Below are 18745 nucleotides of genomic sequence, written 5' to 3'. Positions count from 1 at the left end.
CTAACCCGATCGGGTGACCAGCTCGCGGTGCACCACCTTGCCGGTCGCGTTGCGCGGCAGCGTGTCGACGAACTCCACGTCACGCGGCACCGCGAAGCGGCTCAGCTCGGCGCGCACCCAGTCGCGGACGTCGTCGGCCTCGACGCTCGCCCCGTCCGCGAGCACCACGAACGCCGCCAGCCGCTGGCCGTACTCGTCGTCGGGCACACCGGTGACCGCGGCCTCGCGCACCTCGGGCCGCGCGCCGAGCAGCTCCTCGACCGGGCCAGGGTGCACGTTCTCCCCGCCGCTGACGATCATGTCGTCGGCGCGGCCGGTGAGGTGCAGCCGCCCGTCCGCGTCGAGGTGGCCGACGTCGCCGGTGCCCATCAGCCCGTCGATGCGTTCGACGTCGGCGTCGTCGCGTGTGTAGCCGTCGAACGGCATGTCGTTGCCCACGAACACCCGGCCCTCCCCGCCCGGCTCGACCGGCGCCCCGTCCTCGGCGACGATCAGCAGGCGGGTGCCCGCGGGCGCGCGGCCCGCTGTTCCGGGAGCGGCGCGCAGGTCGGCGGGCCCGGCGATGCTCACCCACGACACCTCGGTGGAGCCGTAGAGGTTGTAGAGGACGTCGCCGAAGCGGTCCATGAACGCGGTGGCCAATGACGCGGGCAGCGCCGAGCCGCTGACGGCGACGATCCGGGGCGCGTGCACCCACCGGAGGTCGGTCTCCAGGAGGCGTTGCAGCATCACCGGGACCGCGAACACGGCGTCGCAGTGCTGCTCCACCACGTCCGCGGGATCGAACTTGCGGCGGAGGATCATCGGCGCACCGTGCAGCAGCGACAGCAGCAGCCCGGCGTTGCCCCAGGTGTGCAGCAGCGGCGCCGCGATCAGGACGGGCTCGCCGGCGCGCAGCGGGATCGCCGAGAGCACCGCGGCCACCGGCGCGAGGCTGTGCGGGGCGGGCCGGCGGGCGCCCTTGGGCGGGCCGGTGGTGCCCGAGGTGAGCACGATCGTGTGGCCGGACGGCGGTAGCAGCGGCAGCGGTGCGTCGCCGTCGCGGGCGACGAGGTCCTCGAGCGTGGTCGGCCCCGCGCCCCAGGCCGTGACGACCCGGCAGCTCCGCACCGCCGGCACGTACTCCTCGTCGGCGACGACGGTGTGCAGGCCCAGTTCGTCGATCACCGCCGTGAGCTGCGACGCCGACAGCCCCGTGTTGAGCAGCACGGCGTCCGCGCCCAGCTTGCCCAGGGCGATCTGGGTCTCGACGGGGCCGCGGTGGTTGCGGCACAGCACCCCGACCCGCACCCCGGGCCCGATCCCGCGGTCGGCGAACGCGCGGGCCAGCCGGTCGGTGCGCCGGTGCAGCTCGGCGTAGCTGAGCCAGCCGGCGTCGTCGACGATCGCGGTGCGGTCGGGATGCCGGGCGGCGCCGGCCACGCAGCCGGCGGCCACCGTGGCGCCGTAGCGCAGCAGGCCCTCGCCCATCCCGAGCAGGCGGTCGGGCCGGACGGGGCGCACCACGCCCGAGCGGGTCAGCTCGAGCACGGCCCGCGCCGTGCCCATCGTCCATCCCACGAGGTCCACGTGCCCGAGTGTGGCAGGGCTCAGTGGTGGCGTCCGTGCACGACGGCGTGACCGCGCCCACGGCTGATCATCCAGCGGTTCACCGGCGTCGTGACGACGAACGCGACGGCGAGGGCGAACACCAGCGATCCCCAGAACAGCAGGCTGGTGAGCCCGGCGTCCATCGCGCCCGGGACGGCCACGACCACCGCGTTGTCGATGATCTCCATGACGACGATCGAGACGGTGTCGGCGGCCAGCGCGATCCGGAACGCCTGCTGGAGGCCGACTCCGCCGCGCAGCACCCCGCGCATCGTGAGGCCGTAGCCGAAGACGAAGGCGAGCACGATCGAGAGCACGACGGTGGTGGGGTTCGACAGCCCGGCGGCGGTGCCGATCACCATGCCGAGCACCTCGCCGACGGCGCAGCCCGTCAGGCAGTGGAGGGTGGCGGTGGCCGCTACGGACCACGAGGTCTGGGTCATGCGCCCATATACGCCCCGGGGGTACCTGCTATTCCCGGGATGTGGGCCCACCGGTGGACGTGCGCCATCGGGGTGCACGCGTTCGCCACCTCACGTGTGCTTCGTGAGGTCGTAGACGGTGCGGCCGCCGACCGTGCTGGAGGCGAAGTTGGCCTTCACCCACTCGGTGATCGTCGAGCTGTCGCCGCCGCCCCCGGGGAAGCCGCCACGGCGGGCCTGATCGAGGAACTGCTCGAACTGCGGGCTGTCCCGGACGTTCTGGGGCACCTGCTCCAGCAGTTGGTCGGCGTTCGGCGGCCCGCCGGGCCCGCCGCCGAAGCCCCCTCCGCCCTCGACGAAGTAGTGGACGTCCCCGGCCGCGACATAGGCCTGGAACTGCTGCAGCGTCGGCGCGGGGTCCGACCCCATGAAGCCGCCGATCATCATCACGTCGGTGTCGCTGGACAGGGCGAGCTCCGCCCCGCCCATCGCCCCGACGGTGGCCGCCGACCACTTCGTGGTGCTGGCCTGCAGCAGCGCGGCCAGGGCCGGGTCGGTGGCGGCTTCCTCCCCGATGCCGCGGCCTCCACCGGCACCGCGCTGCCGGCCGTCGCCGGGCGTTCCCTGGCCGGGAGCGCCGCCGCCGGGGAACCCGCCGGGGAAGCCACCGCGGCCACCGGCCGTCGCCGGTCCGGCCGTCGGGATGGACCCCGTGTGCGGGGTGATCGAGGTGTCCACCGCGTAGGCGGCGGGCCCGGCGACGCCCGCGAGCACGACGGCGAGCAGACCGGCCCCGGCCCACTGTCGTCCGGAGACCGGCACCAGCAGCGCGACCACCGCGATCACCGCGAGCGCGACGACGACCCAGCGCAGCCACGGCAGGAACGTCGCCGAACGGCCCAGCAGCACCCAGGCCCACGCCGCCGTCCCCGCGACGACGACGGTCAGCGTCGCGCGTCCCGGCCAGGTGGCGCGGTGGCGCCACAGCTCGTGCCCGCCGACGCCGACGAGTCCGGCGATCCCGGGCGCCAGCGCCACTGTGTAGTAGGAGTGGAAGATCCCCTCCGCGAAGCTGAAGACCACCATCGTGACCAGGGTCCAGCCGCCCCAGAGGATCAGCGACGCGCGGGTCGGGTCGGTGCGCGGAGCCCGCCGGGTGGTCCACAGGCCTGCCACCAGCAGCGCGAGCGCTGCGGGCAGCAACCACGCCACCTGGCCGCCGATCTCGGTGCTGAACATCCGGCCGATGCCGACCTCGCCGCCGCCGAGTGCGGCGCCGATACCGCCGCCGCTGCCGCCACCGGGGAAGCCACTTGCGGCGCCGCCGCCGCCGCGCGGGAAGCCGCCACCGCCGCCGGGATTGTCGGAGCTGCCGAAGATCCGGCCGAGTCCGTTGTAGCCCAGCGCCAGCTGCAGCAGGCTGTTGCCGACCGAGCCGCCGATGTAGGGGCGGCTGTCGGCCGGCCAGATCTCCGTCAGCGCCACGTACCAGCCCGCCGACACGACCATCGCCAGCCCGCCCAGCAGCAGCTGCCGGACGCGGCGCCAGAAGCCGGTGGGCGCGGTGATCAGGTAGACCAGCGCCAGCGCGGGCAGCACGATCAGCGCCTGGCCGAGCTTCGCGAGGAACGCGAAACCGATGAGCACGCCGGCCAGCACCAGCCAGCGCGTCCCGGCCTTCTCCAGTGCCCGGACCGTCGCGTAGGCCGCGCCGACCATCAGCAGCACCAGCAGGGCGTCGGGGTTGTTGAAGCGGAACATCAGCACCGCGACGGGCGTGAGCGCCATCGCGAGACCGGCCAGCAGACCCGCGCGGGGGCCGGACACCCGGCGTACCGCCGCGTAGACTAGCGCCACCGTCGCGACACCCATCAGCGCCTCGGGGACCAGCATGCTCCAGGAGTCGAACCCGAAGATCCGCCCGCACAGCGCCATCACCCACAGCGACGCGGGCGGCTTGTCGACGGTGATGGTGTTGCCCGTGTCCAGCGAGCCGAACAGCAGGGCCTCCCAGTTCCTCGTCCCGGCCCGCACGGCCGCGGCGTAGAACGAGTTGGCGTAGCCCGACGCGCCGAGGTTCCACAGGTAGAGCACGGCGGTGCCGGCGAGCAGGACGCCGAGCGCGATCCGCTCGCGGCCGGTCCGGGCCGGGGACGCCGGTGGCGGTGTCGCCGTCGGCGGGTCGGTGGGGGTCAGGGTGGCGGTCACAGAACCTTGTCCTTCGACGGGGCGGGGGAACGACGGCCGCGGAAGATCCACGCCCGGAAGGCGACGAAGCGCAGCACCGTGGACAGCGCGTTGGCGGCCACGAGCACGACCATCTCGACGAGCTGGTGCGCACCGGGCCACCAGGCGTGCAGCGCGAGCAGCGCCCCGCTGGTGAGCGCCAGGCCGAGACCGAACACGACCAGGCCCTGGAGCTGGTGCGCAGCGGCGCCCTCGCGACCCTTGACGCCGAACGTCACGCGCCGGTTGAGCGCCGTGTTGGCCACGGCCGTGATCACCAGGCCGACGAGGTTGGCCCCGAACGCGCCCATCGAGCCGCGCAGCAGGGCGTAGATGAGCAGGTAGGCCAGTGTGCTGGCGACGCCGATCGCGGCGAACCGCGCGACCTGGCCGGTCATCCCGTGGGGCACTCCGGCCACCTCCGTGGCCTCGATGGGGTCGCGGCCGAACTGGCCGCGGAGCTCGTGCAGGGGCAGCGCGCCGGTCGCGAACGCGCGGAGCAGCCGGAGCACGCCCTTGAGGTCCTCGGTGGCGGTCTTCACGATGTCGACGCTGCTGTCGGGGTCGTCCACCCAGTCCACCGGCACCTCGTGGATGCGCAGCCCGGCCCGCTCGGCCAGCACCAGCAGCTCGGTGTCGAAGAACCAGCCGGTGTCCTCCACCAGGGGCAGCAGCCGGCGCGCGACGTCGGCGCGGATGGCCTTGAAGCCGCACTGCGCGTCGGAGAAGCGGGCGGCGAGCGCCCCGCGCAGGATCAGGTTGTAGCTGCGCGAGATGAACTCCCGCTTCGCCCCGCGCACGACGCGGGAGCCGCGGCCGAGCCGGGTGCCGATCGCGAGGTCGGAGTGCTCGGAGATCAGCGGGGCGACGAGCGGCAGCAGCGCCGCGAGGTCGGTCGACAGGTCGACGTCGCAGTACGCGAGCACCTGCGCATCCGACGCCGACCAGGCCGCCCGCAGCGCCCGGCCGCGACCCTTCTGGTCCATCCGCAGCGACACGACGGTGGGCAGCTCGGTGGCCAGGCGGGTCGCGATGACCGGGGTGGAGTCGGTGCTCGCGTTGTCGGCGACCGTGATGCGGAAGGGGTAGGGGAAGTGGTCGGTGAGGTGCTGGTGCAGCCGGCGGACCGACCGCTCCAGATCCTTCTCCTCGTTGTGGACGGGGACGACCACGTCCAGGACCGGACCGGGCTCAGGTGCTGTGTCCCCGGCCCTGCTCGGCTGGGTCAGCGCGGTGTCGACGCTCATGTCACGAACGATCTCCGGAGCCGATGTCGGGGCCTTGTGGTCGTCCTGTGCGCGAGCTGTGCGCGCGTCCCGAACGGGTGTGACGGTGCTCATGACACCGCCGACAGGTCGTAGAGGGTGGTGCTGTCGACGGTCGTCGCGGTGAACGTCGTCGCCACCCACTGGGCGATCTGCCGGGCGTCGTCGCTGCCGCCGCTGGAGGTGCCACCCGGTCCCGTACCGCCGACGAACCAGTGCACCTGCTTCTGGACCACGAGCTGCTGGAACTCGGCCAGGGTGGGGGCGGGGTCGGTGCCGTTGAAGCCGCCCAGCGCCATCACGGGCAGCTGCGTCGCGAGCTGGTAGCCCGCCGCGGTGTCGGAGCCGACGGCCGCGGCGGCCCACCGGTAGCTCGACCCGTCCTGCTGCAGGGCGGTGACCACCGCTGGTCCGGGGGTGGGGCTCGACAGCAGGGACATGGCCCCGCCGAACCCGCCCGTCCCGCCCGACCCGGGGAACCCGCCGGTGCCGGCGCCCGGAGGCCGCTGCCTGCGCGCGACCTGGCTGCCCGCGAACTGGCCCCCGCCGGGCTGCCTGCTTCCGAACTGGGCCCGGCCGAACCCGCCGCCGCCCGGTCCGCGCAGGCCGGCGCCCTCCGGCCCGGCGGTCGGGATCGCACCCGTCTGCGGCATGGCCGCGGTGGCCGCCGAGTACCCGGCCGGCCCGGCCAGCCCCGCGACGACGGCCGCAGTGGCCACGCCGATCGCGAGAACGCGCGGCGCGCGGTGCACGCCGACCAGCCCCAGTGCGGCCACGGCGCCGACCGCGAGCACGGTCCAGGCGAGCCACGGCTGCCACTGCGGTGTGCGGCGCAGCAGCACGAACGCCCAGCCCGCCGTCACGGCCACGAGCCCGGCCATGGTGATGCGGGCCGCGAGGCCGGCCCGGTCCCGCCACAGCACCACCGCGCCGATCCCGACGAGCGCGCCGATCGCCGGCGCCAGCGCCACGAGGTAGTAGGGGTGGAAGATGCCGGCCATCAGGCTGAACGTCAGCCAGGTGACCACCAGCCAGCCGCCCCACACGATCGCCGCCGCGCGCAGGCCGTCGGTGCGGACGGCCCTGCGCGTCCACCACAGCAGCGCGACGGTCAGCAGCAGGGCGGTCGGCAGCAGCCAGGCGCCCTGGCCGGCGAACTCGGAGCCGAACAGCCGGGTCAGCCCCGTCTCGCCCCAGCTGCCCGTGGCGCCGGCGCCGGCCTGGCCGCCGCCGACGCTGCCGACCTCGTCGCCCGTCAGTCGCCCGAAGCCGTTGTAGCCGAAAATCAGTTCCAGGACGCTGTCGTTCTGCGAGCCGCCGATGAACGGGCGGTCGGCGGCGGGCCAGAGCTCCACGACGAGCACCCACCACCCGGCACTGACCACCAGCGCCACCGTGGCCGGCGCCAGGGCCCGCAGCCGCTTCCCGATGCCGACCGGCGCCACCAGCAGCCACACCAGCGCCAGCGCGGGCAGCACCAGGAACGCCTGCAGCATCTTGGTGAGGAACCCGAACCCGACCAGCGTCCCGGCCAGGACCAGCCAGCGCGTCTGCCCCTTCTCGACCGCGCGCAGCGTCGCGTACGCCGAGCCGGTGAGCAGCAGGACGAGCAGGGCGTCGGGGTTGTCGAAGCGGAACATCAGCACCGCGACGGGAGTCAGCGCCAGCGTCGCCCCGGCCAGCAGGCCCGCGGCGGTGCCGGCGGTGCGGCGCACGGAGGCGTACAGCAACCCGACGGACGCGACGCCGATCAGCGCCTGCGGCGCCAGCACGCTCCAGCTCGACAGCCCGAAGATCCGCACCGACAGCCCGCTGACCCACAGCGCGGCCGGGGTCTTGTCGACGGTGATGAGGTTGGCCGCGTCGGAGGAGCCGAAGAACCACGCCTTCCAGCTGACCCCACCGGCCTGCGACGCGGCCGCGTAGAACGCGTTGCCCCACCCCGATGCGGAGAGGTCCCACAGGTAGAGCACGGCGGTGGCCACCAGCAGCACGCCCAGCGGGGCGTGGCGGGGCTGGACCCTGCGGGAGGTGGCCGGGGGAGCGGGCGAGGAGTCAGGCGGGCGGGAGAGCGTCGTCGTCACGCTCGCCGAGGGTGCTCATGTCCGCTGTGTCCCATCGGTGTCCGACCTGTGCGTCACCTGTGAGCCCCCGACGCGACCCACCCGCCCACCCCGCGAGTCGGCGCCTTCCCGTGCGCGGCGTGCGCGAGTCGGCAGATCTCCGTGCGCGAGTCGGCGCTCTTACGCGCGCGAGTCGGCGGTTTCGGGTGGCCGAGTCGGCGATGTTCTCAGCCCCATCCGTCCTGGACCTGCCGACTCGCGCGCGGGAACCTGTCGACTCGCGCGCGGGAAGGCGCCGACTCGCGGGTGGGGAGGGGTCAGTGGGTGCGGGCGGGCCGGCGGGGTGGGGTGGGGGTGACCGCGCCGGCCGTCGGCAGCAGCACCGCGAACTCGGTGCGGCCGGGCTGGCTCGTGACCCGCACCGACCCGCGGTGGGCGGCCACCACGGCGTCGACGATGGCCAGCCCCAGCCCGGTGCTGCCGTTCTCCCGCGACCGCGACGTGGAGCCGCGGGCGAACCGTTCGAACACGTGCGGCACGAGCTCCGGCGCGATGCCGGGGCCGTCGTCGACCACCGTGATGCGCGCCTGCCCGGCGTCGGACGCGAGCGTGACGGTGACCGAGGTGCCCGCGGGGGTGTGCGTGCGGGCGTTGGCCAGCAGGTTCGCCAGGACCTGCGCCAGGCGGGACGCGTCGCCCGGCACCGTGACGGGCTCGTCGGGCAGGGTGAGGAGCCAGTCATGGTCGGGGCCCGCGGCGTGGGCGTCGCTGACGGCGTCGAGCACGAGCCGGGTGAGGTCGACCTCGCCACGTTCCAGGGGACGCCCGGCGTCGAGGCGGGCGAGCAGCAGCAGGTCCTCGACGAGCGTGGTCATCCGCTCGGCCTGCGAGGAGATGCGCACCAGTGAGTAGGTGGCCTCCTCGGGCAGGGTCGTGCGGCGGGTCAGCTCCGCGTAGCCGCGGATCGCGGCGAGGGGCGTGCGCAGCTCGTGGCTGGCGTCGGCGATGAACTGGCGCAGCTGCGTCTCGCTGTCCTGGCGGGCCTCCAGCGCCGACCCGACGTGGTCGAGCATCCGGTTCAGCGCCGCACCCACCTGCCCCACCTCGGTGCGGGGGTCGGCGTCGGGCACGCGCTCGGCGAGATCGACCTCACCGCGGTCCAGCTGCAGGTTGCTGACCCGGGTGGCCGTGACGGCGACGCGCTCCAGCGGCCGCAGCTCCCGGCGCACGAGCACCGCGCCGGCGAACCCCGCCACCAGCAGGGTGGAGGCGGCGACGATCACTTCGGCGACGACGACGTAGGCGATGATGTCGGTGACCGAGCTCTCGGGCAGCCCCGTCACCTGGCGGCTGCCGTCCGGGCGGACGGTGGAGATCAGCCGGTACATCCCGAGCGGTCCGAGATCGGCGCTCGTGGGGGGCGCCTGGGGGACCACCGCGATCAGGTCCGGGTACTCCGAGGCCGGCACCGTGCCGAAGCCGTCGCGCGAGAACACCCGGGTGGCCGTCACCTGGCCGTTGACGACGTCGGCGAGCACGGCGTCCGGCGGGCGGGGGCCGCCCCCGCCGAAAGCGGGTGGCGGAGTGGCCTGCCCGGAATGGGGCGAGCCCTCGAACCGCGAGAACACCGCGCTGGCGCTGCGCAGGTCGCTGTCGAGCCGGGTGTAGAGGAAGTGCTGCAGGACGAGCGTGGTCGCCACCCCGACCACGGCCGAGGCCAGCGCGACCAGCAGCAGCGTGGTCGCGACGAGCCGGGTGCGCAGCGAGTGCGGCCGCACCCCCTAGGCCGCCGGTTTCAGGACGTAGCCGGCACCCCGCACGGTGTGGATCATCGGGGAGCGGCCGGCGTCGATCTTCTTGCGCAGGTAGGAGACGTAGAGCTCGACCACGTTGGACTGGCCGCCGAAGTCGTAGTTCCACACGCGGTCGAGGATCTGGGCCTTGCTCAGCACGCGCTTGGGGTTGCGCATGAGGAAGCGCAGCAGCTCGAACTCGGTGGCCGTGAGCTCCACGACGTCGTCGCCGCGGCGGACCTCGTGGCTGTCCTCGTCGAGGACGAGATCGCCGACGACCAGCTCGGAACCCTGGCGGGCCGCGGACATGCCCGAGCGGCGCAGCAGCCCGCGCAGGCGCGCGACGAGCTCCTCGAGGCTGAACGGCTTGGTGACGTAGTCGTCGCCGCCCGCGGTGAGGCCGGCGACGCGGTCCTCCACGGCGTCGCGGGCGGTGAGGAACAGGACCGGCACGTCGGCGGTGTCGGCGCGCATGCGGCGCAGCACCTCGAGGCCGTCGAAGTCGGGCAGCATGACGTCGAGGACGACGGCGTCGGGGCGGAACTCCCGCGCCGTGCGCACGGCGGACGTGCCGTCGGCGGCGGTGCGCACCTCCCAGCCCTCGTAGCGCAGGGCCATGGACAGCAGGTCGGACAGGCTGGACTCGTCGTCGACGACCAGGACACGGATGGCGCTGCCGTCGGGGCGGCGCAGGGAGCGGTCACCCTGTGCCCGCTCGTCCATCCCGCTCCCCGGCCCATCTGCCTGCATCCGCCCTGCTGTCGCCATGGTAGCCAGGGTCGGGCCCGGGGCTGTGGCCCCGATGGGGGGTTCCTGTGGTGTTGCTGTGAACGGAACTTCTCCCGGCAGGGGAACCTCACGCACCCGGGATCCGTCCGTATCCGCACACCGACCCGTGTGAGGAGACGAGTCCCATGGAGACCACGTTCGCAGGATGGCCGATCGAGGGCCCGGCGCTGCTGGCCGAGCTGGCCGCCGACAACACCCACGAGTTCTGGGCCAACCACCGCGACCGCCACGAGACGCAGGTGCGCGGCCCGATGCGCGCGCTGGCCACCGCGCTGGAGCCGGAGTTCGGCCCGGCGCGGGTGTTCCGGCCACAGGTCAACCGGCGGTTCCGGCCCGACGCGCCGCCCTACCGCACCGACGTCGGTGCGGTGGCCGCGAGCCCGGGTGGTTGCGTGCTCGGCGTCGTGCTGACGGCCACCGCGCTGTCGGTGTCGGCCGGGCACTGGGCGTTCGACGGGCCGCAGCTGGAGCGCTACCGCGCGGCGGTCGACGGCGGCGCGACCGTCCCGGCCGCACCCGACGGGGCCGCACCCGACCCGACTGCCGATCCGGCGGCGCTCGACCCGGCCGCGCCCGGCCCGGCTGTCGGGTCGGCTGCTGAGCTGTCGGCCGTCCTCGACGCGCTGGAGGGCTGGACGCTCGACGAGTCGCGCCTGCTGGCGGGCCGGCCCCGGGGTGTGGCCGCCGCCCACCCGCGGCTCGCGCTGCTGCGCCACCGCGGCCTGCAGGTGACGCGCAGCTGGAAGGTGGGGCCGTGGCTGGCCACGGAGGAGCCGCTGCACCGGGTGCGGGAGGCGTGGCGGGCGGCCGGGCCGCTGGTGGCGTGGCTCGACGAGCACGTCGGCGCGCCGGTCCCGGTGCCGCCTCGCCCCCGCCCGGCTGTGGACGCCGCCCCGACCGGCTGATCACGCCGGGAGATCGGCGCGGATCGGCGAACTCGTCCGGGGGTGGGTGGGCTCCGCTCAGAGCTCGCCCGCCTCGGCGCGCTGCTTGCGCGTCGGGGCGAAGGCCGAGAGGTCGAGGACGCCGGGCGGGTCCTGCACGCCGGGGCCGCCGGCGCGCACCCACGCCACCACGTCGTCGACGGTGTCGGGGTGCAGCACGCCCGCGAGCCAGGTGGGGCGGGCACCCGCCCGTCTGCCCTCGGTCGAGGGTCCGACCACCACCACGTTCGACCGCTCGCACGCGTCGAGGCAATCGCTCACCCGCACGCGCCCCGCGTCGCCGATGCCCGCCGTCAGCGCCGTCACCTGGCCGGCGTGGTCGACGCCGGGGTGCTTGCGGTCGGTGCCGCAGCAGCAGCCGCGGCACACGGTCACGGTGCAGCCCGTGGCGGTGGGGCGGGAGCGTTTCGACACGGGATCTCCTTCGGAACGGGTGCCCGAACGCTACGTCCCGGTGGACGCACATGTTCCGCCGCTCGGCGGATGCGTGATGCAGGATGCATTTCTTACGGTGTGGTGTCGGACACACATCCGTGGCCCGTGACCTACCACGACGAGGTGGACAGTGGCACTCGACGACGCGACAGCCGGATTCTTGACCCAGATGGCCGAATCGGGAGCGAAGCCGCTCCACGAGATGACGCCCGACGAGGCCCGGGGCCTCGGTGGCATGCTCCGCGACCTCTACGGCCCGGGCCCGGACGTGGCCTCGGTGCACGACGAGAAGGTCGCCAACCCGGACGGCACCTCGTTCGGGATCCGCGTGCTCGTGCCCGAGGGCACCCCGCGCGCAGTGATCGTCTACTACCACGGAGGCGGGTGGGTGATCGGCAACATCGAGGAGTCCGACACCCTGGGCCGCCAGCTCGCCAACCGGACGAACGCGGTGGTCGTGCTGGTCGACTACCGGCTCGCCCCCGAGCACCGCTACCCGGCCGCGGCCGACGACGCGTGGGCGGCCCTGGGCTGGACCGCGCAGCGCGTCACGGAGCTGGCCGGGGCCGACGTGCCGCTCGTCGTCATGGGCGACAGCGCCGGCGGCAACCTCGCCGCGATCGTGGCCCAGCGGGCGAAGGCCGAAGGAGCGCCGGACATCGCGCTGCAGGTGCTCGTGTACCCCGTCACCGACGCCGACGTCGACAACGCCAGCTACGTCGACCCCGCCAACCAGCTGCTCCTCTCGCGCGAGTCGATGATCTGGTTCTGGGACCACTACGCGCCCGACGCCGCCTCCCGCGCGAACGTCGACGCGTCGCCGATCCAGGCCGCGGACCTCTCGGGCCTGCCCCCGGCCGTCGTCCTCACGGCGGAACACGATCCGCTGCGCGACGAGGGGGAGGCCTACGCGGCCAAGCTGGCGGCCGCAGGGGTGCCCACCGAGCACCGCCGCTTCGACGGCCAGATGCACGGCTTCTTCACGATGGTCAACGTCCTGCCCGGCAGCGCCGCCGGCATCGACTACGCCGTCGAGCAGATCGACCGCGTCCTGGCGGGGGTGAAGGCGTGAAGACCGTCGATGCCGTGGTGGTCGGGGCCGGCATCGCCGGGCTCTACCAGCTCTACCGCCTGCGCGAGCTGGGCCTGTCCACCGTCGTCTACGAGGCCGCCGACGGGGTCGGCGGCACCTGGTACTGGAACCGCTACCCGGGCGCGCGCTGCGACGTGGAGAGCCTGTCGTACTCCTACTCGTTCTCCCCGGAGCTGGAGCAGGAGTGGACGTGGTCGGAGAAGTACCCGACCCAGCCGGAGATCCTGCGCTACATCAACCACGTCGCCGACCGCTTCGACCTGCGCAAGGACATCACGTTCGACACCCGCGTGGCGTCGGCGGTCTACGGCGACGGCCGCTGGCTCGTCACCACCGAGGCGGGCGACGAGGTCAGCGCCCAGTTCGTGATCTTCGCGACGGGCTGCCTGTCGGCGGCCAAGACCCCGGAGGTGCCGGGGATCGAGTCGTTCCGCGGCGAGACGTTCCACACCGGGCACTGGCCGCACGAGGGCGTGGACTTCACCGGCAAGCGCCTCGGCGTGATCGGCACGGGCAGCTCGGGCATCCAGTCGATCCCGCTGCTGGCGAAGCAGGCGTCGGAGATGACGGTGTTCCAGCGCACCCCCAACTTCTCGATGCCGGCGGGCAACCGCCCGCTCACCGAGGACGAGGTGACGCAGATGAAGAAGGACTACCGCGCCTGGCGGGAGGCGCAGCGCACGTCGGGCTTCGGGGTGCCGGTGCCCGAGGCGACGCAGTCGGCGCTGGAGGTGGCGGCCGAGGAGCGCGAGCAGAAGTACCAGGCGGGCTGGGACCAGGGCAGCCTCGTCGGCATCCTCACCGCCTACACCGACATGATCACCGACAAGGAGGCCAACGACACCGCCGCCGAGTTCGTCCGGTCCAAGATCCGGTCGATCGTGAAGGACCCGGACGTGGCCGAGACGCTCTCGCCGCGCTCGTTCCCGTTCGGCACCAAGCGGCCGTGCCTCGACAGCGGCTACTACGAGACGTTCAACGCCGAGCACGTGCACCTCGTCGACCTGCGCAAGACCCCACTCGTGGAGATCACGGAGAAGGGCGTGCGCACGTCGGAGCAGGAGTACGAGTTCGACGCGATCGTGTTCGCCACCGGCTTCGACGCGATGACGGGCGCGCTGGCGGCCGTCGACATCCGCGGCGTGGACGGCGTCGCCCTGAAGGAGAAGTGGGGCGAGGGTCCGCGCACCTACCTCGGGCTGGCGGTCGCGGGCTTCCCGAACCTGTTCACCGTCACCGGCCCGTCGAGCCCGTCGGTGCTGTCGAACATGATGGTGTCGATCGAGCAGCACGTGGACTGGATCACCGACTGCATCGCGTTCGTCCGTGCGCAGGGGGCCGTCGGCATCGAGGCCAGCGCCGAGGCGGAGGACGAGTGGGTGCGCCACGTCGAGGAGGTCGGCAACTACACGCTCTACCCCACGGCCGACTCCTGGTACATGGGCTCCAACGTCCCGGGCAAGCCCCGCGTCTTCATGGCCTACATCGGCGGCGTCGGGGTCTACCGGGAGAAGTGCGACGAGGTTGCGGCGAAGGAGTACGAGGGGTTCACCCTGATCCCGGCCTGAGCCGCCCTACGAGCCTGCCGGCCGGGCCCGAGGACGTGCCCGGCCGGCAGTTCCCCGGTGGCCATAGGATTTCCCGTCCACACCGGGGCCGAGGAGTTGCCGTGTCGTTCGCCGTCCCGCTCACCCGCAAGGAGGCCGTGCTGCGCCGCCTCCGCGAGGAGATCGTCGACGGCACGCTGCCCGCCGGTACCGTGCTCAAGGACGGGGAGGTGGCGGCCCGGCTGGGGGTCTCCATCACCCCGATCCGGGAGGCGATCGCGCAGCTCGCCGCCGAGGGGCTCGTCGACGTGGCGCCGAACCGCACGCGGCGCGTCACGCACGTCACGCTGAAGGGCGCGTTGGAGCTCGTCGACGTGATGGGCGTGCTGGCCTGCGCCGGCGTCGAGTGGGGCCTGGACAACATCACGGAGTCACACCGCGAGCGGATGCGGGAGCGGCTGGCCGAGTTCGGCGACCATCTGGCGGCGGGCGACCTGCCGGCCGCCGCCGTCGCGGGCGCGGACTTCAGCACCATCGCGATCTCGGCCAGCGGCAACCGGGAGCTGCAGACGCACGTCGACCTCGTGGTGGCGCGCACGCTGCGGCTGTTCGCGATGGCGTCGGGACGCGAGTACTGGCAGGTGTGGCTCGACGGCTACCGCGAGATGCTCGAGCGGCTCGACGCCGACGACCGCGCCGGCGCGTTGGAGCGCTACCGGCAGATCTACCGCGACTACCGGGCGCAGGTGGAGCAGCTGCTCCTCTAACGTCTGGATCGTGGCGTACCCCGATCCCTGGCTCACCGACGAGCGCCGTGCCCTGCGCGAGCTGGTCGCCGACTTCACCACCCGCGAGATCGTGCCCCACCTCGCCGGCTGGGAGCGCGACGGCGAGGTGCCGCGCGAGCTGCACAAGAAGGCGGCGGCGGCCGGCCTGCTCGGCGTCGCGTTCCCCGAGTCGGTGGGCGGGGGAGGGGGCGACGCGATCGACGGGTTCCTCGTGGCGGAGCAGATCATCCTGTCCGGCGGCTCGGGCGGGCTCGTCGCGGCGCTGCTGACCCACGGCATCGCGGTGCCGCACATCGTCGAGGCCGGTGATCCCGAGCTGATCGAGAGGTTCGTCCGCCCCACGCTGGCCGGCGAGCTGATCGGGGCGCTGGGCATCACCGAGCCCGACGGCGGCTCGGACGTGGCCGGCATCCGCACCCGCGCCGTCCGCGACGGTGACGTCTACGTCGTCGACGGGGCGAAGCTCTACATCACCTCCGGCGTGCGGGCCGACTTCGTCACCACGGCAGTGCGCACCGGCGGCCCCGGTCACGGCGGCGTCTCGCTGCTCGTCGTCGAGAAGGGCGCGCCCGGGTTCACGGTGTCGCGCAAGCTGGAGAAGATGGGCTGGCTCTGCTCCGACACCGCCGAGCTGTCCTACGCGGGCGTCCGGGTGCCGGCCGGAAACCTCGTCGGCGCACCCGGTTCGGGTTTCGTCCAGATCGCGCAGCAGTTCCAGAGCGAACGACTCTCGCTGGCGGTGCAGGCCTACGCCACCGCCCAGCGCTGTTTCGACCTCACCTGGGGGTGGATCCACGAGCGCGAGACGTTCGGCAAGCCGCTCTCGGCGCGTCAGGTGGTGCGGCACAGGATGGTGGAGATGGCCCGGGAGATCGACGTGGCCCGCACCTACACGCGCTCGGTGACCAACCGGTGGCTGGCCGGGGAGGGCATGCTCCGCGAGACCGCGATGGCCAAGAACACCGCCGTGAAGTGCGTGGAGGCGGTGGTGCACGAGTGCGTCCAGCTGCTGGGCGGCATGGGCTACATGCGCGAGCACGAGGTGGAGCGCCACTACCGCGACGCGCGCATCCTCGGCATCGGCGGCGGCACCAACGAGATCATGAACGAGATCATCTGGAAGCTGCTGCCCGTGCGCGGATAACAGTGCTGGAGCACTGTTATCCGCGCACGACCTCTCGCGTCAGCGGGCCCGCCAGTAGCCCGTCGCGTACACGGCGCGGCGGTCGAGGCCGCGGTCGTCGAGCAGGTGTCTGCGCAGGTCCTTGACGCAGCCGGACTCGCCCGAGAGCCAGGCCTGCCCGCGCCCCGCGGGGAACTCCGCGGCGAGGACGGCCTCGGCCAGCGGTTCACCGGGGGTCCGGTCGCCGCGGTGCACCCACGTGGCGGGGAGCTTCTGCTCCTCGTCCGCGTCGGCCACCTCGACGAAGGTCAGCACGGGCACCCCGGTGGGCAGGGCCTCCAGCACCGTGGCCACGGCCGGCAGCGCCGTCTCGTCGCCGATGACGACGTGGAAGTCGGCGGTGTGGTCGGGCCGGTAGTGCCCGCCCGGCTCGGACACCCCCACCCAGGCCCCGGGTCGGGCCTCCCGGGCCCACGCGGCGGCGGGGCCGTAGCCCTCGTGCAGCACGAAGTCGACGTCCAGCTCGCCGGCGGCGGCGTCGAACCGACGCACCGTGTAGGTGCGGATGGCGGGGCGGGCCTCCCCGGCGGGCCACACCGGGCCGCCGGACATCGCCCGTGGCACGGCGGGCCGCTCCTGGCCGGGCACGGGGAAGAACATCTTGATCCGGCGGTCGGGTCCCTCTCCGTCGAACCCGGCGAGCTCGTCGCCGCCGAGGGTCACGCGGATCATCCGCGGGGTCACGCGTTCGCTGCGCCGGACCTGCAGGAGCCGGGGTGCCGTCGTACTCACCGGGGTGATTGTGCCCCGGTGCAGCCCGATCGCGTCCGTGACCCGGGGTCGAGGGTCCTGCGGTCACCCCGACCCGGGCGTCATCCTCGCCAGCCCCGTCCAGGCGAGGTCCATCAGGTACCCGGTGGCCTGCTCGCTCGTCACCGACTTGTTGCTGCCCCGCCAGATCGCGAGCCGCTCGCAGGCTCCGACGATCACCTGCGCCCAGCCCTCCAGCTGCTGGGGGTCGGCGTCGGGGGCCTGGGTGGAGAGCAGGGCGGCGATGAAGTCGGTCTGCTGGGCGCGGATGCCCTCCAGCGCCTCGCCGGCCACGGTCGACTCGGAGTAGAGCAGCGTCCAGGCGGGTTCCTGGCTCTGCAGGTAGTCGAAGAACGCGCGGGTGCCCCGACGCAGCATCTCCTCCGGGCTGTCGGCCCCCGCGGCCGCCGTGGTCGTGACGTCCAGCAGCTCGGCCCGGGCGCGCGCGATGCAGGCGAGCAGCAGCCCGTCCTTGGAGCCGAAGTGCGTGTACAGCACCGGTTTGGTGACGCCCACCCGCTCGGCCACCACGTCCATCGACGCGTTCTGGAACCCGCGCTCGGAGAAGACGGCCAGTGCGGCGTCCAGGATCTGCTGCTCGCGCTCGGCGCGTCCGATGCGACGTCGGGGGCTCCTGGTGTCCACGGGGAGACCCTACCGCAGGTAAGTTACTCATGGTAAGTTACCGCCGGTAACCCCTCAGGAGGAGCGCATGGACAGCACCGTCGACATCGTGATCGTGGGTAGCGGGTTCGCCGGGCTCGGCGCGGCCGTGCGCCTGGCCGGGGCCGGCCGCGACGACTTCCTCATCCTGGAGAAGGGCGACAGCGTCGGCGGCACGTGGCGCGACAACACCTACCCGGGCTGCGCCTGCGACGTGCAGAGCCACCTCTACTCGTTCTCCTTCGCGCCCAACCCGAACTGGACGCGCCTGTTCGCCCGACAGCCCGAGATCCGCGCGTACCTCGACGGCGTCGCCGACCGCTACCGCCTGCGCGACCGCATCCGCTTCGGCGCCGAGGTCACCGGCGCGGAGTGGGACGGCGCGCGCTGGACCGTCACCACCGCCGACGGCGACGACGTGCGCGCCCGCGTCGTCATCTGGGGCACCGGGCCGCTGCACCTGCCGTCGGTGCCGGAGATCGAGGGGCTGGACTCCTTCGGAGGAGCGGCGTTCCACTCGTCGCGCTGGGACCACGGCGTCGACCTGCGGGGCAAGCGCGTCGCCGTGATCGGCACGGGCGCCAGCGCCATCCAGTTCGTGCCGCAGGTGCAGCCGCAGGCGGCGTCGCTGACGCTGTTCCAGCGCACCGCGCCGTGGGTGCTGCCCAAGCCCGACCGCGACATCCCGGCCGTGATGCGCCGCATCTACCGCGCGGTGCCGGCGGTGCAGAAGGCCACCCGCGCGATGGTCTACGGCCGCAACGAGCTGCTGGTCGGCGGCTTCCGCCGGCCGGGCCGGATGAAGGTGGTCGAGAAGCTCGCCCGCGCCCACCTCGCCCGGACGTTCGCCGACCGGCCCGACCTCGCCGCCAAGCTCACGCCCGACTTCTCCCTGGGCTGCAAGCGGATCCTGATGTCCAACGACTACTACCGCTCGCTCAGGCAGTCCAACGCCGACGTCGTGACCGAGGACATCGTGCGCGTCACCCCGACCGGCGTCGTCACGGCCGACGGGGTCGAGCACCCGGCCGACGTGATCATCTTCGGCACCGGGTTCAAAGTCGGCGAGGGCATGGCCGACGGCGTCACGATCACCGGGCGCGACGGCGTCAAGCTCACCGACGTGTGGGCGAAGGGGCCGGAGGGACTGCTCGGCACCACGATCGCGGGCTTCCCCAACCTGTTCACGATGAT

Annotated in this window: 16 protein-coding genes; 6 read left to right on the top strand and 10 right to left on the bottom strand. The window is 73.4% G+C overall.

Annotation, left to right across the window (positions count from 1 at the left end; all coding sequences use genetic code 11):
* The 7 genes from BGP03_RS34320 to BGP03_RS34290 all read right to left on the bottom strand — a co-directional run bounded on the left by BGP03_RS34320 (position 1) and on the right by BGP03_RS34290 (position 10082).
* The gene (locus BGP03_RS34320) at positions 1-1569 is read right to left on the bottom strand and encodes an AMP-binding protein (RefSeq protein WP_298798505.1); all 1569 of its coding nucleotides are present in this window, start codon (positions 1567-1569) and stop codon (positions 1-3) included.
* 20 nt (positions 1570-1589) lie between these two features.
* The gene (locus tag BGP03_RS34315) at positions 1590-2033 is read right to left on the bottom strand and encodes a DUF4396 domain-containing protein (RefSeq protein ID WP_296377222.1); all 444 of its coding nucleotides are present in this window, start codon (positions 2031-2033) and stop codon (positions 1590-1592) included.
* 90 nt (positions 2034-2123) lie between these two features.
* Positions 2124-4220 carry a glycosyltransferase family 39 protein gene (locus BGP03_RS34310; RefSeq protein WP_298798503.1) on the bottom strand — a complete coding sequence of 699 codons (2097 nt, stop codon included), beginning with the start codon at positions 4218-4220 and terminating at the stop codon, positions 2124-2126.
* On the bottom strand, positions 4217-5485 hold the full coding sequence (locus tag BGP03_RS34305; RefSeq protein ID WP_298798501.1) for a bifunctional glycosyltransferase family 2/GtrA family protein: 1269 nt from the start codon (positions 5483-5485) through the stop codon (positions 4217-4219). The genes BGP03_RS34310 and BGP03_RS34305 overlap by 4 nt, the downstream gene beginning before the upstream one ends.
* A gap of 89 nt (positions 5486-5574) precedes the next feature.
* On the bottom strand, positions 5575-7503 hold the full coding sequence (locus BGP03_RS34300; protein ID WP_298798520.1) for a glycosyltransferase family 39 protein: 1929 nt from the start codon (positions 7501-7503) through the stop codon (positions 5575-5577).
* A gap of 380 nt (positions 7504-7883) precedes the next feature.
* Positions 7884-9344 carry a HAMP domain-containing sensor histidine kinase gene (locus BGP03_RS34295; RefSeq protein WP_296377225.1) on the bottom strand — a complete coding sequence of 487 codons (1461 nt, stop codon included), beginning with the start codon at positions 9342-9344 and terminating at the stop codon, positions 7884-7886.
* Positions 9345-9347: 3 nt separating this feature from the next.
* The gene (locus BGP03_RS34290; RefSeq protein WP_296377226.1) at positions 9348-10082 is read right to left on the bottom strand and encodes a response regulator transcription factor; all 735 of its coding nucleotides are present in this window, start codon (positions 10080-10082) and stop codon (positions 9348-9350) included.
* A 191-nt stretch (positions 10083-10273) separates the two neighbouring features.
* On the opposite strand from BGP03_RS34290, the gene BGP03_RS34285 reads away from it, so the two are divergent.
* Complete coding sequence (locus tag BGP03_RS34285) at positions 10274-11053, top strand: DUF2461 family protein (protein WP_298798499.1); 780 nt, start codon at positions 10274-10276, stop codon at positions 11051-11053.
* 57 nt (positions 11054-11110) lie between these two features.
* On the opposite strand, the gene BGP03_RS34280 is transcribed toward BGP03_RS34285, so the two are convergent.
* Positions 11111-11506: a hypothetical protein gene (locus BGP03_RS34280; protein ID WP_296377228.1), complete on the bottom strand. Its 396-nt coding sequence runs from the start codon at positions 11504-11506 to the stop codon at positions 11111-11113.
* 190 nt (positions 11507-11696) lie between these two features.
* On the opposite strand from BGP03_RS34280, the gene BGP03_RS34275 reads away from it, so the two are divergent.
* The 4 genes from BGP03_RS34275 (at position 11697) to BGP03_RS34260 (ending at position 16099) form a co-directional block, all read left to right on the top strand.
* Complete coding sequence (locus BGP03_RS34275; protein ID WP_298798497.1) at positions 11697-12599, top strand: alpha/beta hydrolase; 903 nt, start codon at positions 11697-11699, stop codon at positions 12597-12599.
* On the top strand, positions 12596-14188 hold the full coding sequence (locus BGP03_RS34270; RefSeq protein WP_296377230.1) for an NAD(P)/FAD-dependent oxidoreductase: 1593 nt from the start codon (positions 12596-12598) through the stop codon (positions 14186-14188). Before BGP03_RS34275 ends, BGP03_RS34270 begins: the two co-directional genes overlap by 4 nt.
* 101 nt (positions 14189-14289) lie before the next feature.
* Positions 14290-14934 (top strand): GntR family transcriptional regulator, encoded by a 645-nt coding sequence (locus tag BGP03_RS34265; protein ID WP_296377231.1) that lies wholly within the window; start codon positions 14290-14292, stop codon positions 14932-14934.
* Positions 14935-14944: 10 nt separating this feature from the next.
* Positions 14945-16099, top strand: coding sequence for an acyl-CoA dehydrogenase family protein (locus BGP03_RS34260; RefSeq protein WP_296377232.1), 1155 nt, complete (start codon positions 14945-14947; stop codon positions 16097-16099).
* A gap of 39 nt (positions 16100-16138) precedes the next feature.
* Here BGP03_RS34260 and BGP03_RS34255 read toward each other — a convergent pair whose 3' ends face one another.
* Both BGP03_RS34255 and BGP03_RS34250 read right to left on the bottom strand, forming a co-directional pair.
* Entirely contained in the window at positions 16139-16870 is a 732-nt protein-coding gene (locus BGP03_RS34255; RefSeq protein ID WP_296377233.1) for a siderophore-interacting protein, read from the bottom strand.
* A gap of 63 nt (positions 16871-16933) precedes the next feature.
* Positions 16934-17533, bottom strand: a complete 600-nt coding sequence (locus BGP03_RS34250) for a TetR/AcrR family transcriptional regulator (RefSeq protein WP_296377234.1) — start codon at positions 17531-17533, stop codon at positions 16934-16936.
* Positions 17534-17600: 67 nt separating this feature from the next.
* Between BGP03_RS34250 and BGP03_RS34245 the strand changes: the two genes are divergently transcribed.
* Positions 17601-18745, top strand: a 1145-nt coding sequence (locus tag BGP03_RS34245) for an NAD(P)/FAD-dependent oxidoreductase (RefSeq protein ID WP_299738849.1), incomplete at its 3' end; no start/stop codon positions are given.

The organism is Pseudonocardia sp. 73-21 (assembly GCF_001899645.1).
Classification (GTDB): Bacteria; Actinomycetota; Actinomycetes; order Mycobacteriales; family Pseudonocardiaceae; genus Pseudonocardia.
Note: the sequence above shows the minus strand (reverse complement) of the source record. Positions and strands in the feature narration are given on the sequence as shown.

Coding starts and splice junctions, on each gene's coding strand:
- BGP03_RS34275 (WP_298798497.1), top strand. CDS start 11,697: ATGGCCGAATCGGGAGCGAAGCCGCTCCACGAGATGACGCCCGACGAG.
- BGP03_RS34305 (WP_298798501.1), bottom strand. CDS start 5,485: ATGAGCGTCGACACCGCGCTGACCCAGCCGAGCAGGGCCGGGGACACA.
- BGP03_RS34285 (WP_298798499.1), top strand. CDS start 10,274: ATGGAGACCACGTTCGCAGGATGGCCGATCGAGGGCCCGGCGCTGCTG.
- BGP03_RS34315 (WP_296377222.1), bottom strand. CDS start 2,033: ATGACCCAGACCTCGTGGTCCGTAGCGGCCACCGCCACCCTCCACTGC.
- BGP03_RS34290 (WP_296377226.1), bottom strand. CDS start 10,082: ATGGACGAGCGGGCACAGGGTGACCGCTCCCTGCGCCGCCCCGACGGC.